The following is a 14,644-nucleotide window of genomic DNA, read 5'->3' as shown; positions in this document are numbered from 1 at the left end:
TTCGTGCCCCCTGCATCTGAACGGCCGGCAGCGGGTGAGAGCGAATTTTTCCGCTGGCATTGAGGCTGCGTGCGGGCAGTGCGTGGCCTGACTTCGCCTTTCCGGCCGCACCCACCGCACCGGGGCGCCTGCCTTCTTCGAGGCAATGGCCATCGCTGCCCTGGAAGGGAAGAAGATCCGCAGCGATCAGTTGTGGGATGAAAATTGAGTTTCATCCTGAATCGATGTGGAGGGCGTGCGCACAGGCGTGGTGCCGAGTCCCCAACCGGTTCGCCGCAACATGCCTACCGCAAATCCGTTTTTCAACAGAGTCGACCAAGAGCGGTCTTTTGCCGCCATCTGAATAGAGCCATCGGTCGATAGCATTCCAACGTTGGCACGGCCTCGCATGCTCTGTTTGCATCTGTCTCAAACGATTTTCTATACTCGACGCCAATCGCCAAAACTCACGAGGTATTCATCCAATGCGCCTTTGATGCCACCGTCTGTATGACGGCCTGTCTCTACCTACCCCTACAAGCAGGGGGAGATCTTGGCATCCTTGGAATGACGCATGATGAATCCTTATCTGGCGCTGGACAGCCTTTCCTACGTTCTGTCCGATGGCAGAACGCTTTTCTCCAATCTCACCGAGCAATTCGACCAACAGCCCACTGGCTTGGTTGGGCGCAATGGCATCGGCAAAACCGTGCTGGCGCGCATCTTGGCCGGGGAGCTGGAACCCTCCACTGGACGCTGTTTGCGCTCTGGCACAGTGCATTACCTGTCCCAGCAGGTTTCCCGCCTGAATCATGTCTCCGTCGCCAGCCTAGCGGGTGTACAGGCCACATTGAATGCGCTGGAGCGCATCGAGGCCGGTAGCACGGCGCAGGTTGATTTTGATGCCGTGGGTGATTGTTGGGATGTTCGTCAGCGCCTGCAGCATGAGTTGGTGCGAAATGGATTAGGGCATCTGAATCCCCAGACTCCGGCGAGCACCCTCAGCGGCGGCGAGGCCATGCGTGTCGCCTTGATTGGAGCCGTTCTCTCGGACGCCGATTTTCTGATTCTCGACGAGCCCAGCAACCATCTCGACCGTCCGAACCGCCAGGCACTGATCGAGCAATTGCAGCGCTGGCCGAATGGCCTGCTGGTGGTCAGCCATGACCGGCAACTGCTGGAGGTGATGGCCCGCATCGTGGAGTTGTCGCCGCTAGGGCTGCGCAACTACGGTGGCGGCTACTCGTTCTATGCGCAATGCAAAGCCCTGGAGCGTGAGAGCGCCATTCAGCAGCTCGAACAGCGCAAGCTCGAACGCAAGCGCGAAGAACAGTCTCTGCGCGAACAGTGTGAACGGCAGGAACGCCGACAGGCGCGTGGCAACCGGCACGGACGCGAGGCCAACCAGGCGAAGATCCTGCTTGATCGCCAGAAGGAGCGCAGCGAAGGCTCGGCAGGCAAGTTGCGACAGCAGCAAACGGCCTTGCGGGAGCAACTGTCCCAGCGCGTGCGCGATGCCGCACAGCAGGTGGAAGATGATGCCCAGATCACGCTGCATACGCTTCCTGTCACCCAGGCACCGCAACGCCGAGTGGCGGCACTGGATGAAGTAGAACTCCCCTTCGTACCGCCCGCCCTGCGAAAGATCAGCCTGACATTGAGCGGCCAGCAGCGTATAGGCGTCGTCGGCCCGAACGGCTGCGGCAAATCCACCTTGCTCAAACTGCTGGCCGGTCAGTTTCCACCGGTGTCTGGCCGCTGCAACGTGTATGTCAAAAGTGCCTATCTCGACCAGCAACTGGCCGACTTGGTGCCGCAGCGGTCAACCATTGAACAGATACTGGCAGCCAACAGCACCGCAGGAGAGGACGTGTTGCGGACACGACTGGCGCAATTGGGCCTGGATGCGCAAAAGATAACCGCTCCGAGCGGCTCGCTCAGCGGCGGTGAGCGCCTGAAAGCGGCCTTGGCCTGCGTGCTCTACGCCGATCCACCAGCTCAACTCTTGTTGCTGGACGAACCCAGTAATCATCTTGATCTGCCTTCGGTTCAAGCCCTGGAATCCATGCTGCGCGGCTATCAAGGCGCGATATTAGTGGTTTCGCACGATGACACCTTTCTGAACAATCTTTCTCTGACAGATCGACTGGTGGCGACTTTGGAGGGCTGGCGGCTGGAGTTGTGGTGAATTACCGAGCAATATCCGGCGTGTCGCTGCGGAGGTGACCCTCTGCAGCAAGTGCCGGCCCAGGAGTCGCTAGACGGCATGCTTCCCGACCTCCTTTCTTTGCCCCACCCACCCGAGCAGTAAAGACCTGCTGGAGACCCTTGCCACCCTGGCTGGGTTCAGGCGGCCCTGTGCCGTCGCAGCAGGTAGGGCGTGGGTGGTCTGCTCATCGCCCGTACCTTTTGCGCCGGCCATGCCAAGGCCTGAATAGATCGGCATCCGGGCCCGGTGCAGACTTTGGCTCCGGGCGCACCGGCAGTACCGGCGTAATGGCTGACTCGATGTCCTGGTAGGAGAAGAACTCGTAGGCGAGGCCCGCCAGCTCGTCCGCATCGGCGGCCAGCGGGGCTCCGCCCTCGTCGAGAATGGGTACGTCGGAGAAGATGCCGCCGCCGTTCATGTGCAGGGCCTCGCGGCATATCCAGCCGTGCTCGGCCTGCGATTGTCCTTCGGCCTCCCAGCGAATCCGCAGCGAGAATTTTCCCTCGGGAAGTTCGAGCACGGCATCGAGCGTGCCGTGGGCGAAGTCGCGGAAAGGATGGCCCTCGGCGCAAGAGCGCAGGATATGGGCGATGACGCGCGGCTGGCGCCAACAGGCAGCTTCAAGGCTTTCGCTGGCTACGGCTTGGGTGAGTTGGTCGAGGGTAATGGGCATAGGGCCTCCGTGTTTGTGCCCAGATTACGCCCCAGGCGCAGCAACCCAAGCCGCTCAGTGCTCGAGAGCATGTCGGTTGTGCCGTCGGCAAGAGCTCTGCTGGCGCTCATTCCCAGCAGGCAAAATCGCCTCGGGATGGTATGGCAGATGGGGCTGTTGTTTCTTTCGGTAAATGCCGGATACAATCCGGTAAACACCGAATAGGAGGCTCCCCCCATGCTTGCTGAAGTCCTGCGTGACCATGGCTACACCGCCTACCGGGCGCGCCTTCAAAGCCTGCTGGACATCCCGGAGTCGGCAACCGACTTCGAGATCCACACCCGGATCACCAAGGGCTTTCCTGCGACCCGCCTGGTGCAGCTGACCGAGGCCGGGGTGGTCACGCCGCTGGAGCGCGACCAGATCATCCCCCTGCGCACCCTCAAGAGCCGCATCGAGCGAGACCAGCCGCTGACCGTGGAGGAAAGCGACCGGTTTTTTCGCGCTGCCCATATCACGGCAATGGCCGAGGCTGTTTTCGGTGACCGCGAGAAGGCCAAACGCTGGCTCTCCAAGCCCAAGGAGCGGTTTTCCGGCCTGACGCCCATGCAGATGCTCACCACCCAGCAGGGCACCAGCCAGGTGGAGGAAATGCTGCTGCAAATCGCCGAAGGTCTGGCCCTGTGATTCTGTGGCGGATCAGCGCCTACGCCGATCTCAGCGGAGTCGGCGGCCTGCGCGCCAGTGGCCGGTGGCACCACCTTGGCAGGCCGGTCGTCTATGCGGCGGACAGCCCGGCCGGGGCAATGCTGGAGGTGCTTGTCCACCTGGAAATCGACCCCGAGGACTTCCCCACAACGCTCCAATTGATCCGCATCGAGCTTCCGGACCCGGTTTCGCGGGCCGAGCTTCCGCCGCTTCCGGAGCACTGGAAGTCTGCCCCAGAAGTCACGCGCGCCATGGGGGATCGCTTCCTGGATGGGCGAAGCGCTCTGCTGCTTCCGGTGCCGAGCGCCATTATCCCCTGCACGACCAACTACCTGTTCAACCCGGTGCATCCCGAGGCCAGCGGGGCGAGCATTCAGGTAGAGAAATTCCCCCTCGATTCCCGCCTCATCTAGGCGCTGCTGAGCCTCGCGTACACGCCCTCCTGGCAGGGCCTTGGCGAAGGCGAGGCGCCGGCGGGAGTTTCCGTGAACATCGCGCCGGGCCTAGCTGTATGATGTTCAGGAGGCCCGCCGCCGACTCTCTCAGGATCGACCTCGATCCCCGTCCAATTCTGACAGAGAGTCCTACATGGCCACCGCCACCCGCCGCGCTGCATCCCTTCGCCCTGGTCAGTTTCGCCATCTCGTCCGTGTCGCCTCCGTCACCGGGCGCATGCCCGAGCGCGACGTGATGCTGCTCTGGATCACCCACACAACTGGCATCCGAGTGACCGAGCTGGCATTGCTCGAAGTGGCCGATGTGCTCTACCCGAGCGGGATGATCCGGCCAGAGGTCTACCTGCGGGCAGAGTTGACATCCTCCCCGCCCTAAAGGGCGGGGATTCCCACTGCTGGACGGCCATGCCCGGCCGCGAGAATATTCCTGGCCGCGTTCACGTCGCGGTCGTGAGCGACACCGCACTCACTGCAGGTCCATTCCCTCATTCCAAGTCCTGCGATACCTTTCGGCCGCGAATCGGGCAGAGCGCCGCAACTCGAACAGGTTTGGGTGGTGTAGCGCTCGTCGACCACCTTGAAGACGATGCCTGCGTGTGCGCACTTGTATTCCAGCATCGTCTTCAACTGGCCCCAGCCGGCGTCGAGCACCGACTTGGCCATCCGGGTCTTCACGAGTTTCGTGGACGACACATCCCCCACGTGGATTTCGCCGTACCGGTTCACCAGTTGCCGGCTGAATTTATGCAAGGCGTCCTTGCGGCGGTTGGCGATCTTGGCATGGATCGCCCTGGTGCGGACCTTCTTGCCGGCGCGTTGGGCAATTGCCAGCTTCGCCTCCAGGTCGCGGTAGAAGCGGCCGTTCTCCAACTTCATGCCATCGCTGCAGGTCGCCACGTCCTTGAGGCCCAGGTCGATGCCGACCGCCCCTTGCCCTGGCGAAAGCTCAGCCTCTATCTCCACGGCGACGTTGAAGTACCAGCGGCCCCGCGCATCCTCGCTGAAGCTGCCCGAGCGGAACCTGTACCGGCCCAAGCCGTAGCTGTCCCAGACCTTGAAGTAGTGCCCGTTGTGGTAGACCTGCCCGTTCTTCCAGCTTGCCGCTCCGGTGTTGACCGGAATCCAGCCGAGGGAGCGACGGGCACCGCCAGACTTTCGCCAATTCAGCCGGACCTTCTTGAACTGCCTGCGCCGGGTGACGTACTCGGCAGCCACGCATTGCAAAGTGTGGCTGTGCAGACCGAGATCCTTGCCGGCACCCTTGGTGTAGGGGTGCATGTCATAGGCGGACAGAAAGACCCCGCGCTCGCGAATCGAGCGCTGGCTCAGTTCGTTCAGGTAATTCCAGACGAAGTTGACGCTGCGGGCCATCTGGCGCAGCAGCGGAGCATGCTTGTCTCGAACGCGAACTTGCAGGGTCTTGGTCTGCTTCATGCCGGCATTTTACCCCAAGAAGGGACGGCTACGCCGTCCGCGCTATCCTTCCCCGCACTAAAAGTACGGGGTATGCCGCGCTTCTTGATCACGAAGGGCTGCCGGCCGCGCAACGTGTACCTAACCCATGCGAAGTGCCTCGTGGCCATCGAGGCGTGGATTGCCGTTCGCCTGGAGAGGAGCTGGGGTGTCTGCGGCGGGGCGGAGTATCGAGGTCTGCGCCCCGACTCCAAGCTGGTGCTGACCCACAAGGGCCAGTCGTTCGAGCTGGCATTCAAGCACCGCGAGCTGGAGAGCGGCCCCGAGGTCTACCGGGCTTGCGACGCCCTCCAGCAGACGATCAGCAGGCTCTACCGGCAGGCCGGTATCAAGCAGGGCAGCTCGCACAGCGGCCGGCGCTCGCTGGCTGCCAGGGTGCTTGCTGCGACCGGCGACGTAGAGACTGTGCAGACCATCTTGGGGCGCCAATGCCTTGATCACAGCAAGCCATATCTGACCGTTGATCCTGAGACTGTACGCCAGGCCTTTGAGCTGGCATTGTAGATACGTAGTTTCTACATTTTGTTTGCGTTCTCTGTGTAAGTATATACAATGTATCAACGTTTGGAGGTGGCTTATGGAAGTCAAGATTCAGCAATGGGGTAATAGTGCGGCGATTCGCTTGCCGGCGACGGTCCTCAAGCAAATGAGCCTCGCCAGTGGCGACGTGCTCAGCCTCGATGTGACTGGCGAGGCGATCACCTTGAAGCCGGCGAGGGCCAAGCCGCGCTACAAGCTGGCTGACCTGATGGCGCAATGCGACCTGAACGCGCCGGAACCGGCAGAACTGGCAGCCTGGAACTCGATGCAGCCAGTGGGGCGTGAAGCGTGAGGCGAGCCAAGTACGGTCGAGGCGATATTGTCCGCCTGAACCTGAACCCAACGGCGGGTCGTGAGCAGCAGGGCGATTTTCGTCCGGCCTTGATCCTCACGCCAGCGGCGTACAACGCAACCGGCTTGGCCGTGATCGCGCCGATCACACAAGGCGGCGACCATGCGCGATATGCAGGGTTCGCGGTCACGCTGAGCGGAGCAGGGACAGAGACGCAGGGTGTGATCCTGACCAACCAGATTCGTTCTGTTGATCTTGAGGCTCGCGGGGCCAAGCGGGTGGAGTCGGTGCCCGAAGTGGTTATTGAGGATGCGCTGGCCCGAGTCCAGGCGCTATTTGAGTAACGAGGAAAACAATCATGGATCAAAACTTAGAAGACATCGCACCAAAAAGTAAGCCGCGCTTCCTTACGGTGATGTTGTGCATATTGGCACTGCCGCCGTTTCTCTACCTTGCAGGCATCATTAACGTCTCCCCACTTGATGCTCTGGGGTTGATCGGTTTAAGAGGTGACAGCTCGGTTGTGCTTCCTGTGGCTACACAGGAAGCCGTAAGCCGTGTAGCAGGCGCATTCTCGTGGATGCCTGTCTATGTGGTAGTTGCAATGATTGCTCGCCGTTATCTGGATTGATCAAGGAAATCGCTATGGCCACCGAAACGACTGTCCGCGCTCGCGTCGATGAGCGCATCAAACATGAAGCTACCATTGTGCTCGAATCCATGGGCCTAACCATGTCGGACGCCATCAAGTTGATGCTGGTGCGTGTCGCCGAAGAAGGGCGTTTGCCGTTCGCGCCGCTGGAGCCGTCGCTTGAAACCATTGCGGCCGCTCGCGAAGCACGCGAGGGGAATCTCGAAACCGTGACCCTGGACGAGCTGCGGGCGGCGATTCGTGCGGACGATTAAGCAAACTGGGCAGTTCAAGCGCGACCTGAAGCGCGAAGTGAAAGGCCCGCTGGAGCAGGATCTGCTGCCGGTCATCGAGGTCCTGGCGAAGGACCGACCGCTGGAGCCGAAGCACCGCGACCATGCCCTGTCCGGCAACTGGGCGGACCATCGCGATTGCCACATCAAGCCGGACCTGGTGCTGCTGTACCGGAAGCCGGGCGACGAAACCCTGCAACTGGTTCGCCTCGGCTCGCACAGCGAGCTGGGGCTCTGAGCCTCGGCTGGGTGCGGATGCGGGAGGCGTTGCGCTTCTCCGGCAAGATCCTCTCGGCCACGATTTCCCGCGTGGCCGACCGCTGGTTCGCCAGCATCACCGTGGATACCCAAGACCTGACCCACCTGCCCAACGCCGAAAACCAAGGCGCGGTTGGTGTGGATCTGGGGGTGTCCGCCCTGGCCACGCTCTCGACGGGCGAGGTGATCACCGGGCCGAAGGCGCATGCCGCCCTGCTCAAGCGCCTGCGCCGGCTGTCCCGCAGCCTGAGCCGCAAGCAGAAAGGCTCGGCCAACAGCAAGAAGGCCCGCGCCCGACTGGCAAGGCTGCACGCCCGGATCGCCAACATCCGCCAGGATGCTTTGCACCAGCTCACCACGGGCCTGACCCGTCGATTCCCGGTGATCGGGATCGAGGACTTGAACGTGGCCGGGATGATGAAGAACCGCCGTCTGGCACGCTCCATCGCGGACATGGGGTTCTTCGAGTTCCGCCGCCAGCTCGACTACAAGAGCGAGATGCGCGGCGGCGAGGTGGTGGTGGCGGATCGCTGGTTCGCCAGCAGCAAGACCTGCTCGTGCTGCGGGCAGGTGCGGGAGAGCCTGCCGTTGGCGGTGCGTACCTGGGTGTGCCCAGACTGCCAGACCCGGCACGACCGGGACGGCAACGCGGCAATCAATCTGAAGCATTACGCCGTGAGTTCCACGGTGTCAGCCTGTGGAGGGGAAGGCGCTGGCCCTGGCGGCAACGCCAGGGTGAAACCGGCCCCGTCGAAGCAGGAAGTTAGCAAAAAGCTACCTATGGGTAGCTTTGGATAGGTCTGACAGAACGGTAAGCTGGCCCCCTATCCGGAGACGGAAGCGAAGTCGCGGACACCCAGCAAGCCACGCAAACCGCGCGCTGCCAAGCCGCTCCCAGAGAACGTGATCAATTTCTTCCAGGCGCGCAAAGAGCGCGGGCGCTGACCCGTGATCGACTCGGAGCACTGCGTCATTGGCGGGGGAAGGGGATTGTTGGATGACGACCGCTTCGATGAGCGGACGGCCGGGGAAGCGCGGCAAGAGGTGGTATCCGGGCAGCGCCCATAACGGCGCCCTCGGTCGAACCAGGCCTCGCCCTGCCGGGTGAGGCCTGTGGCATTGCCGGCCCAGTGCCTGGCAGTCCGCCTCAGGGCCGCCCCACCAGCACCTTCAGGCGAGCGCGCGGACCCCGCGCCCGCAGCAGGTCGCGGCCCAGCTCCAGCCAGCCGTGCAGGGCGATGCGCAGCGGGTTGTAGCTGTGCAGCGGCCTGGTGAGGCCGTAGCGGATGGGGATCTCCGGACGGTGTTCGACGAAGGTGCCGAACAGCCGATCGAAGACGATCAGCACGCCGCCGTAGTTGCAGTCCAGATATTCCCGGTTGCTGGCGTGGTGCACCTTGTGGTGGGTGGGCGTGTTGAGCACCCATTCCAGCGGGCCGAGCCGGGGCATCCAAGGCGCATGCACCCAGAACTGGTAGATCAGGTTGAGCGCCACCGCGGCCGTCACCGCCAGGGGTGGAAAGCCCAGCCAGACCAGGGGGACGAAGAACAGTCCGCTGCCGGTCAGCTTGCCGGTCCAGCCCAGGCGCAGGGCGGCGGCCAGGTTCAGCTGGTTGGGCGAGTGGTGCACCGAATGGCTGGCCCAGAACCAGCGCACCCGGTGCGCCGCGCGGTGGTACCAGTAGTAGAGGAACTCCTGGCCGAGGAACAGCAGGACGAAGGCCGCCGGGGTGGACAGCTCCAGAGTCTGCAGGCGGTGCTGGTAGGCCCAGAGGTACGCCGGCGCCGCCAGCGACAGGCCCAGGGCATCCACGCCGCGGCGGATCAGCGCGTCGGCCATAGAGGCGGCGCTGGCCCGCCAGTCGTAGGAGCCCGGCCGCCACAGGGAACGGACCAGGCCTTCGACGCAGGCGATGCCGACCAAGGCCAGGAGCACCACCCCGAGCCAGGGCAGGGCATGGAGCCCGAAGGCGTCACGTATCGTTTCGGTGGACATGGCGGTTCCTCCCTACTGGGCGCCCTGGCGCCCGGCTATCTGCGCCTGGGCAAAGGCCCTGACCTGCTCCAGGCCGACCGAGCCCTGCCCTTCGGCGTCGATCGCCGCGAAGTGGCGGGCGACGAAGGGCATGCCGGCCTTGGCCTCTTCGGCAGTCAGCCGGCCGTCGCCATTGCTGTCGGCGCGGGCGAAGCGTTGCTGCAGTTCAGCCTGTAGGCGTTCGCCGCGGGCCGGCTCGGCGAGAGCGGTGCCGGCCGTGGCGAGCAGGGTGCAGACGAGAATGAAGGGGGTGAAAGGGGTGCGCATGGCGTTTCTCCTGTGAAAGGCTCTGGAAGGAAGTCAGCGCGAGGGGCAGGCGATGCTGGTGCCGCTGGCGTCCTGGCCGTTCGTGCGGACCACGTGGCGCTCCCCGGCCTGGGCGTCGGCGAACGCCAGGTCGGCGGACAGGGCAAGCAGGGCGGCGAAGATGGGTGACAGGGATTTCATGGGATGGACTCCTCTTGGCTGGATGCCGTCGTCTGGCGGCGGAAGTCACTATCGGCGGGAGCCATGAGCGAACCATTGCCGGCGCCGGGCAATGCATGACAATCGGTGAGCGGCAGGCGCTTCTGTAACCCTTTGTCATGGATTCCCGCCACGCCGTGGGCGGCTCCTGCGTCACCCTCATGGCGGAACCGACGGGAGAGAGGAAATGGGCGAGCCCCTGGCGAGAATTCTGGTGGTCGACGACGAACACGACCTGCGCGCTTTGCTGCAGCGCTATCTCAGCGACCAGGGCTATGCAGTCCGTGCCCTGGACGGTGGGCAGCAGTTGGAGCGCCTGCTCGGCCGCGAGCGCTTCGACGTGCTGGTACTCGATGTGATGATGCCCGGCGAGGACGGCCTGTCCCTCTGCCGGCGCCTGCGCGCGCAGGGCGAGACCATTCCGATCGTCATGCTCACCGCCCGCGGCGATCCGCTGGATCGCATCATCGGCCTGGAGATGGGCGCCGACGACTACCTGCCCAAGCCCTTCAACCCGCGCGAGCTGCAGGCGCGCATCGAGGCGCTGATCCGCCGCCAGCGCATGCTCGGCGCCCACACGGGCCCGCTGCCGGGCGACGGGCGGATCGACTTCGGCCCCTTCAGCCTGCACCTTGGCGAACGCCGCCTGGAGCGCGACGGCCAGGACATCCCCCTGACCAGCGGCGAGTTCGCTCTGCTGCAGGGCCTGGCCCGGCACCCCAAACGCCCCCTCGGCCGCGACCGGCTGATCGAGCTGAGCCATGGCCGCGACCACGAGGCCAGCGACCGCAGCATCGACGTGCAGGTCATGCGCCTGCGCCGGGCGATCGAGGAGGACCCGGCACAGCCGCGCTATATCCAGACGGTCTGGGGACTGGGCTACGTGTTCGTGCCCGACGGCCGAGCGGAGCGCCAGCCATGAGGCTGCTGCCGCACAGCCTGTTCGGCCGCAGCCTGCTGCTGATTGCCCTGCTGATCCTGCTCGGCCAACTGGGCAGCGCCCTGCTGGTCCGCCGGCTGATCGTCGAGCCGCGCCTGGAACTGATCGCCACCGGTGCGGTGCGCAATGCCACGGCTCTTCGCGCCAGCCTGTCGAGCCTGCCGCCGGCGCAGCGCGAGGCCTTCGTCGCGCAGTTCAACCGCCAGGTGCTGGGCGGACGGGACGTCGCCGACGACATCGCGCTGCCTGCTCCGCTGCTGCCACTGGAGCGCGACTTCGCCCGCCGCCTGGCCGCGCGCCTGGCCGGCGATGGCCTTGAGCTGCGCTGGCTGCGCGAGGGCGGCGGCCCCGTACTGGGCCTGCGCCGGGAAGGCGAGGCGCTCTGGCTGGCGCTGCCCGGCATCCTGCCGGAGCGCCTGTTCACCGGTACCTGGCTGCTGGCCTCGCTGTGTGCCGGGCTGCTGGCGCTGGCCGGTGCCCTGGTGATCCAGCGCCGGCTGAACCGCCCCCTGGCGCGCGTGGTGCAGGCCGCCGAATGCCTTGGCCGGGGCGGCGAACCGGAACCTCTGACGGAGGATGGGCCGGAGGAAACCGCCAGCCTCAGCCGCAGCTTCAACCGCCTGCGCGACAGCCTGGCGCGCAACGAGCGCGAGCGCACCCTGATGCTGGCGGGCCTCTCCCACGACCTGCGCACGCCGCTGGCCAAGCTGAGCCTGGGCGTGGAGATCCTCGGTGGTCGCGACGAGCCCGAAGTGACCGCCAGCCTGCGGCGCAGCATCGCGGAGATGGACACCATCATCGGACAATTCCTGGATTTCGCCCGCGACAGCCGCGACGAGCCGTCGGTCGTGGGCGAACTCGACGCACTGGCCCGAGAGGCGGCGGACGCCTACGCCGACCACGGCCAGCCGCTGCACCTGGAGCTGGGCGCGCCGCTGCCGCTCCGGCAGCGCCCGGCGGCGCTGCGCCGGGCGCTGACCAACCTGCTGGAGAACGCCTGGCGCCACGGCCGCCCACCGGTACGCCTGCGCAGCGGCACGGACGGCGACAGCGCCTGGCTCGAGGTGATCGACAGCGGTGCAGGCCTTGGCGGCGTGTCCGGCGACGAGCTGAAGCAGGCCTTCCGCCGTGGCGAGAGCGCCCGCGGCGGGACGGCGGGCGCCGGCCTGGGTCTGGCCATCGTTGAACGCATCGCCCGCGAGCACGGCGGTAGCCTGGAACTCTCCGACCAGCCTGGTCCGGGGCTACGGGCAAGGATCAGTCTGCCCCTGCGAAACGGCTGATCCGGGCTGGGGCCTGAAAAAGCATGGAAACCATGACTAAGAGCCTATCCCGATAGGTGGGTAGCACGCCACGTGATGATCCCCAAGGCGAAATGCAGCATCGCCCAATAGGTGTCGTCACGCTTTTCCCAGCGAACCAGAATCCGACGAAATCGGTTCAGCCAGCTATGGGTACGCTCCACTACCCAGCGTCGAGCCTTGAAACCAGCCTCCTGCCTGATCGCTCTGGCTTCTTCGCCACGACCGCGGATGTGCGCCGTAAAGCCAAACGCCTCGACCAATGCTAGAACCTCGTCGTAGTCATAGCCTTTGTCCAGGCACATTCCCTGAGGGGCGCTTTTCGTGGGCGGGGGCCGTCTGGCCGCAAGGGATTCGAGCGTCGGACGTACCAGCTTCATGTCATGACGGTTGGCCCCGTCGATGGTTACGGCCAGGGGAATGCCCCGGGCATCGGTCAAAAGGCTGCGCTTGACACCTTGTTTGCCGCGATCCGTCGGGTTGGCACCCGTTTTTTTGAGCCAGCCAGCGGTGCCTTGGTCATGGCGCCATCCATCGACAGCCATGACCAGTCGATTTGACGGGTGGCGTCATAGTCACGCAAGGCGCCTTTCCAGAACTGCTCGAATACACCGGCCTCCACCCACTCCAGAAAACGACGATGGGTGGCGCTGCTTGAACAGATGCCGGTCGCGTTGAGGGCATTCCATTGGCAGCCGGTACGCAGGACGAACAAAATGGCGTTCATTGCCACCCGGTCATCGGTGCGTCGGCGATGGCAGCCCAGCGGGTGGTTGGTTTTGTGAACAGGAAGCATGGGTTGTATCTGTGCCCATAGCTCATCCGGTATTCGCCAACCGTCGTCTTTGGTAACCAGGCCCATGATTGCCCCTCCTTTTCAATTGCAATGCCTGATCGCTATACAACCAGGTTAGCCCCTATCGGGATAGGCTCTAAGTGGTGCGGCAGCAGCACTTTCTAAAACGGCCCACGCGCACATATCGTGCGCGCGGATGGGCAGCCTGCCTGCGGCCTGCCGGCCGAGTTGGGCGTCGTGGACGCGGCGGCGAGATTCCAGAAGTCTCACCGCTACCAGCGGCCCCGCTGCCGCGACAAGTGGCCGGCCGGCAATAGCCTGGAATATCCCTGGTGAATTGAACTGAAAGGAAGGTGGCCTGAAAGACGAAGTAAAGAGCTCAAGCTCACCGTTCACGCCATTCGCGGCCGTTCGTTGGGGCGCAGGTCGAAGACCAGCACCTCGGCCCGTTCGCCATCGGCGAACTCCAGCCGCTCGGCGTGGCGGACGCGCAGGCCGTCGCCGGCCTCCAGGCGCTGGCCGTTGACGCTCAGCACGCCGCGTGCCAGATGCACGTAGGCGTGGCGCTGCCCGCCGAGTTCCAGGCTGGCCCGCTCCGCGCCGTCGAACAGCCCGGCGTAGACCCTGGCGTCCTGGTGGAGGCGCAGCGAGCCCCGCTCGCCGTCCGGCGAGAGGATCAGCTGCAGCCGGCCGCGCTTGTCCTCGGCGGCGAAGCGCTGTTGTTGATAGCCCGGCGTCACGCCCCGGACGGCCGGGACGATCCAGATCTGCAGGAAGTGCACCGGCTCGCGGGGCGAGGCGTTGTACTCGCTGTGGGCGATGCCGGTGCCGGCGCTCATCAGCTGGATGTCGCCCGGGCGGATCAGCGAGCCGTTGCCCAGGCTGTCCTGGTGTTCCAGGGCGCCGTCGAGCACGTAGGAGAGGATTTCCATGTCCCGGTGTGGATGCCGGCCGAAGCCCTGCCCGGCAGCAACGCGGTCGTCGTTGATCACCAGCAGGTCGGAGAAGCCGATCTGCTCGGGATCGTGGTAGGCGGCGAAGGAAAAGCTGTGGCGGGATTGCAGCCAGCCGTGGTCGGCCTGGCCGCGCTCGCTGGAGCGGCGCAGTTCGTGGGTGTGCATGGCGGATTCCTCGGTAGGGACGGCCCGGCCGGAGCCGGGCGGGAAGCTTCAGGCGTGGGCGAGGCGACGGCTGCGGTAGGCATCCAGGCTCAGGGCGCCGGCACCGAAGGCGGCCACCTGCAGCAGGCCCCCGGCGATCGCCAGGTTCTTCAGGAAGTGGATGAACTGGTTTTGGTCGCCGAACTGGTTGTGGAAGGCCAGGGCCGTCGCCACGGTGAAGCCGGCCATTACGGTGGCGACCAGGCGGGTGCGGTAGCCGACCAGCAGCGCCGCGGCGAAGCCCAGCTCGATCAGCAGCGCGGCCGCCAGAGCCAGGGTGGGGAAGGGCATACCGGTGCTGCCGATGTAGCCGAGGGTGGCGGCCGGGGCGGCGGCCTTGCCCAGGCCGCTGACGATGAACAGCGAGCTCAGCAGGGCGCGGCCGGCGAAGGCGGTGGCGGTGTGGGTGGCGGTGTGGGTCGAAAGGGTCATGTCCGTGTCTCCGGGTCGGTGGGGG

At 64.9% G+C, this 14,644-nt stretch carries 20 protein-coding genes and 1 pseudogene; 13 read left to right on the top strand and 8 right to left on the bottom strand.

Going from position 1 to position 14,644, the window contains the following annotated elements; translation table 11 throughout:
• The first annotated feature begins 553 nt into the window (after positions 1-553).
• Complete coding sequence (locus GCU53_RS23790) at positions 554-2,167, top strand: ABC-F family ATP-binding cassette domain-containing protein (protein WP_152390070.1); 1,614 nt, start codon at positions 554-556, stop codon at positions 2,165-2,167.
• Positions 2,168-2,372: 205 nt separating this feature from the next.
• Here the strand turns inward: GCU53_RS23790 and GCU53_RS23785 are convergent, their stop codons facing one another.
• Positions 2,373-2,861 carry a hypothetical protein gene (locus GCU53_RS23785; RefSeq protein ID WP_152390069.1) on the bottom strand — a complete coding sequence of 163 codons (489 nt, stop codon included), beginning with the start codon at positions 2,859-2,861 and terminating at the stop codon, positions 2,373-2,375.
• Positions 2,862-3,077: 216 nt separating this feature from the next.
• Between GCU53_RS23785 and GCU53_RS23780 the strand changes: the two genes are divergently transcribed.
• From GCU53_RS23780 to GCU53_RS26320, 3 genes are all read left to right on the top strand, one after another.
• Positions 3,078-3,527: an antitoxin Xre/MbcA/ParS toxin-binding domain-containing protein gene (locus tag GCU53_RS23780; RefSeq protein WP_152390068.1), complete on the top strand. Its 450-nt coding sequence runs from the start codon at positions 3,078-3,080 to the stop codon at positions 3,525-3,527.
• Entirely contained in the window at positions 3,524-3,961 is a 438-nt protein-coding gene (locus tag GCU53_RS23775; RefSeq protein ID WP_152390067.1) for an RES family NAD+ phosphorylase, read from the top strand. Before GCU53_RS23780 ends, GCU53_RS23775 begins: the two co-directional genes overlap by 4 nt.
• Before the next feature lie 175 nt (positions 3,962-4,136).
• Positions 4,137-4,379, top strand: coding sequence for a site-specific integrase (locus GCU53_RS26320; protein WP_244307277.1), 243 nt, complete (start codon positions 4,137-4,139; stop codon positions 4,377-4,379).
• Here the strand turns inward: GCU53_RS26320 and GCU53_RS23765 are convergent.
• The gene (locus tag GCU53_RS23765) at positions 4,376-5,437 is read right to left on the bottom strand and encodes an RNA-guided endonuclease InsQ/TnpB family protein (protein WP_152390066.1); all 1,062 of its coding nucleotides are present in this window, start codon (positions 5,435-5,437) and stop codon (positions 4,376-4,378) included. The two genes, GCU53_RS26320 and GCU53_RS23765, sit on opposite strands and share 4 nt — an antisense overlap.
• A 72-nt stretch (positions 5,438-5,509) precedes the next feature.
• Here GCU53_RS23765 and GCU53_RS23760 point away from each other — a divergent pair, with 72 nt between their 5' ends.
• From GCU53_RS23760 to GCU53_RS23730, 7 genes and pseudogenes are all read left to right on the top strand, one after another.
• Positions 5,510-5,980 carry a site-specific integrase gene (locus GCU53_RS23760; RefSeq protein WP_244307276.1) on the top strand — a complete coding sequence of 157 codons (471 nt, stop codon included), beginning with the start codon at positions 5,510-5,512 and terminating at the stop codon, positions 5,978-5,980.
• 73 nt (positions 5,981-6,053) lie between these two features.
• The gene (locus GCU53_RS23755) at positions 6,054-6,308 is read left to right on the top strand and encodes an AbrB/MazE/SpoVT family DNA-binding domain-containing protein (protein WP_131300954.1); all 255 of its coding nucleotides are present in this window, start codon (positions 6,054-6,056) and stop codon (positions 6,306-6,308) included.
• On the top strand, positions 6,305-6,652 hold the full coding sequence (locus tag GCU53_RS23750; protein ID WP_131300956.1) for a type II toxin-antitoxin system ChpB family toxin: 348 nt from the start codon (positions 6,305-6,307) through the stop codon (positions 6,650-6,652). The genes GCU53_RS23755 and GCU53_RS23750 overlap by 4 nt, the downstream gene beginning before the upstream one ends.
• A 14-nt stretch (positions 6,653-6,666) precedes the next feature.
• Positions 6,667-6,939, top strand: a complete 273-nt coding sequence (locus GCU53_RS23745; RefSeq protein ID WP_152390065.1) for a hypothetical protein — start codon at positions 6,667-6,669, stop codon at positions 6,937-6,939.
• A gap of 14 nt (positions 6,940-6,953) precedes the next feature.
• Positions 6,954-7,214 (top strand): type II toxin-antitoxin system RelB/DinJ family antitoxin, encoded by a 261-nt coding sequence (locus GCU53_RS23740; protein WP_152390064.1) that lies wholly within the window; start codon positions 6,954-6,956, stop codon positions 7,212-7,214.
• A complete protein-coding gene (locus GCU53_RS23735) occupies positions 7,201-7,470 on the top strand; it encodes a type II toxin-antitoxin system YafQ family toxin (RefSeq protein WP_152390063.1) in 270 nt (89 codons plus the stop codon). Before GCU53_RS23740 ends, GCU53_RS23735 begins: the two co-directional genes overlap by 14 nt.
• A pseudogene (locus GCU53_RS23730) lies at positions 7,470-8,288 on the top strand (RNA-guided endonuclease InsQ/TnpB family protein); the annotation flags it as partial. The gene GCU53_RS23735 and the pseudogene GCU53_RS23730, both read left to right, overlap by 1 nt.
• Positions 8,289-8,637: 349 nt before the next feature.
• Here GCU53_RS23730 and GCU53_RS23725 read toward each other — a convergent pair.
• Genes GCU53_RS23725 through GCU53_RS25610 form a run of 3 tightly spaced genes read right to left on the bottom strand, consistent with a single transcriptional unit; the run spans position 8,638 to position 9,972 of the window.
• Positions 8,638-9,486 carry a sterol desaturase family protein gene (locus GCU53_RS23725; protein WP_152390062.1) on the bottom strand — a complete coding sequence of 283 codons (849 nt, stop codon included), beginning with the start codon at positions 9,484-9,486 and terminating at the stop codon, positions 8,638-8,640.
• A gap of 12 nt (positions 9,487-9,498) precedes the next feature.
• Positions 9,499-9,792: an EF-hand domain-containing protein gene (locus tag GCU53_RS23720; protein WP_244307275.1), complete on the bottom strand. Its 294-nt coding sequence runs from the start codon at positions 9,790-9,792 to the stop codon at positions 9,499-9,501.
• A 33-nt stretch (positions 9,793-9,825) separates the two neighbouring features.
• Complete coding sequence (locus GCU53_RS25610; RefSeq protein WP_167520121.1) at positions 9,826-9,972, bottom strand: hypothetical protein; 147 nt, start codon at positions 9,970-9,972, stop codon at positions 9,826-9,828.
• A gap of 205 nt (positions 9,973-10,177) precedes the next feature.
• Between GCU53_RS25610 and ompR the strand changes: the two genes are divergently transcribed.
• Both ompR and GCU53_RS23710 read left to right on the top strand, forming a co-directional pair.
• The gene (gene ompR, locus GCU53_RS23715) at positions 10,178-10,912 is read left to right on the top strand and encodes an osmolarity response regulator transcription factor OmpR (protein ID WP_152390061.1); all 735 of its coding nucleotides are present in this window, start codon (positions 10,178-10,180) and stop codon (positions 10,910-10,912) included.
• Complete coding sequence (locus GCU53_RS23710) at positions 10,909-12,213, top strand: ATP-binding protein (RefSeq protein WP_152390060.1); 1,305 nt, start codon at positions 10,909-10,911, stop codon at positions 12,211-12,213. Before ompR ends, GCU53_RS23710 begins: the two co-directional genes overlap by 4 nt.
• Before the next feature lie 44 nt (positions 12,214-12,257).
• On the opposite strand, the gene GCU53_RS23705 is transcribed toward GCU53_RS23710, so the two are convergent.
• From GCU53_RS23705 to GCU53_RS23695, 3 genes are all read right to left on the bottom strand, one after another.
• Positions 12,258-13,093, bottom strand: a protein-coding gene (locus GCU53_RS23705) for an IS5 family transposase (protein WP_152390059.1) whose coding sequence is annotated in 2 segments (ribosomal slippage) — positions 12,258-12,721 and positions 12,721-13,093 — 837 coding nt in all. Because the reading frame shifts where the segments join, the coding sequence is not laid out codon by codon here.
• A 326-nt stretch (positions 13,094-13,419) separates the two neighbouring features.
• Positions 13,420-14,148: a pirin family protein gene (locus tag GCU53_RS23700; protein WP_152390058.1), complete on the bottom strand. Its 729-nt coding sequence runs from the start codon at positions 14,146-14,148 to the stop codon at positions 13,420-13,422.
• A gap of 48 nt (positions 14,149-14,196) precedes the next feature.
• A complete protein-coding gene (locus GCU53_RS23695) occupies positions 14,197-14,619 on the bottom strand; it encodes a DoxX family protein (protein ID WP_152390057.1) in 423 nt (140 codons plus the stop codon).
• Positions 14,620-14,644 lie beyond the last annotated feature (25 nt).

This window comes from Azotobacter salinestris, from assembly GCF_009363155.1.
GTDB classification, from domain to species: domain Bacteria; phylum Pseudomonadota; class Gammaproteobacteria; order Pseudomonadales; family Pseudomonadaceae; genus Azotobacter; species Azotobacter salinestris.
Note: the sequence above shows the minus strand (reverse complement) of the source record. Positions and strands in the feature narration are given on the sequence as shown.

What these genes read in the sequence shown, in the direction of transcription:
- GCU53_RS23790 (WP_152390070.1), top strand. Translation starts at nt 554, where the DNA reads ATGATGAATCCTTATCTGGCGCTGGACAGCCTTTCCTACGTTCTGTCC.
- GCU53_RS23785 (WP_152390069.1), bottom strand. Translation starts at nt 2,861, where the DNA reads ATGCCCATTACCCTCGACCAACTCACCCAAGCCGTAGCCAGCGAAAGC.
- GCU53_RS23780 (WP_152390068.1), top strand. Translation starts at nt 3,078, where the DNA reads ATGCTTGCTGAAGTCCTGCGTGACCATGGCTACACCGCCTACCGGGCG.
- GCU53_RS26320 (WP_244307277.1), top strand. Translation starts at nt 4,137, where the DNA reads ATGGCCACCGCCACCCGCCGCGCTGCATCCCTTCGCCCTGGTCAGTTT.
- GCU53_RS23765 (WP_152390066.1), bottom strand. Translation starts at nt 5,437, where the DNA reads ATGAAGCAGACCAAGACCCTGCAAGTTCGCGTTCGAGACAAGCATGCT.
- GCU53_RS23760 (WP_244307276.1), top strand. Translation starts at nt 5,510, where the DNA reads ATGCCGCGCTTCTTGATCACGAAGGGCTGCCGGCCGCGCAACGTGTAC.
- GCU53_RS23755 (WP_131300954.1), top strand. Translation starts at nt 6,054, where the DNA reads ATGGAAGTCAAGATTCAGCAATGGGGTAATAGTGCGGCGATTCGCTTG.
- GCU53_RS23745 (WP_152390065.1), top strand. Translation starts at nt 6,667, where the DNA reads ATGGATCAAAACTTAGAAGACATCGCACCAAAAAGTAAGCCGCGCTTC.
- GCU53_RS23740 (WP_152390064.1), top strand. Translation starts at nt 6,954, where the DNA reads ATGGCCACCGAAACGACTGTCCGCGCTCGCGTCGATGAGCGCATCAAA.
- GCU53_RS23725 (WP_152390062.1), bottom strand. Translation starts at nt 9,486, where the DNA reads ATGTCCACCGAAACGATACGTGACGCCTTCGGGCTCCATGCCCTGCCC.
- GCU53_RS23720 (WP_244307275.1), bottom strand. Translation starts at nt 9,792, where the DNA reads ATGCGCACCCCTTTCACCCCCTTCATTCTCGTCTGCACCCTGCTCGCC.
- GCU53_RS25610 (WP_167520121.1), bottom strand. Translation starts at nt 9,972, where the DNA reads ATGAAATCCCTGTCACCCATCTTCGCCGCCCTGCTTGCCCTGTCCGCC.
- ompR (WP_152390061.1), top strand. Translation starts at nt 10,178, where the DNA reads ATGGGCGAGCCCCTGGCGAGAATTCTGGTGGTCGACGACGAACACGAC.
- GCU53_RS23710 (WP_152390060.1), top strand. Translation starts at nt 10,909, where the DNA reads ATGAGGCTGCTGCCGCACAGCCTGTTCGGCCGCAGCCTGCTGCTGATT.
- GCU53_RS23700 (WP_152390058.1), bottom strand. Translation starts at nt 14,148, where the DNA reads ATGCACACCCACGAACTGCGCCGCTCCAGCGAGCGCGGCCAGGCCGAC.
- GCU53_RS23695 (WP_152390057.1), bottom strand. Translation starts at nt 14,619, where the DNA reads ATGACCCTTTCGACCCACACCGCCACCCACACCGCCACCGCCTTCGCC.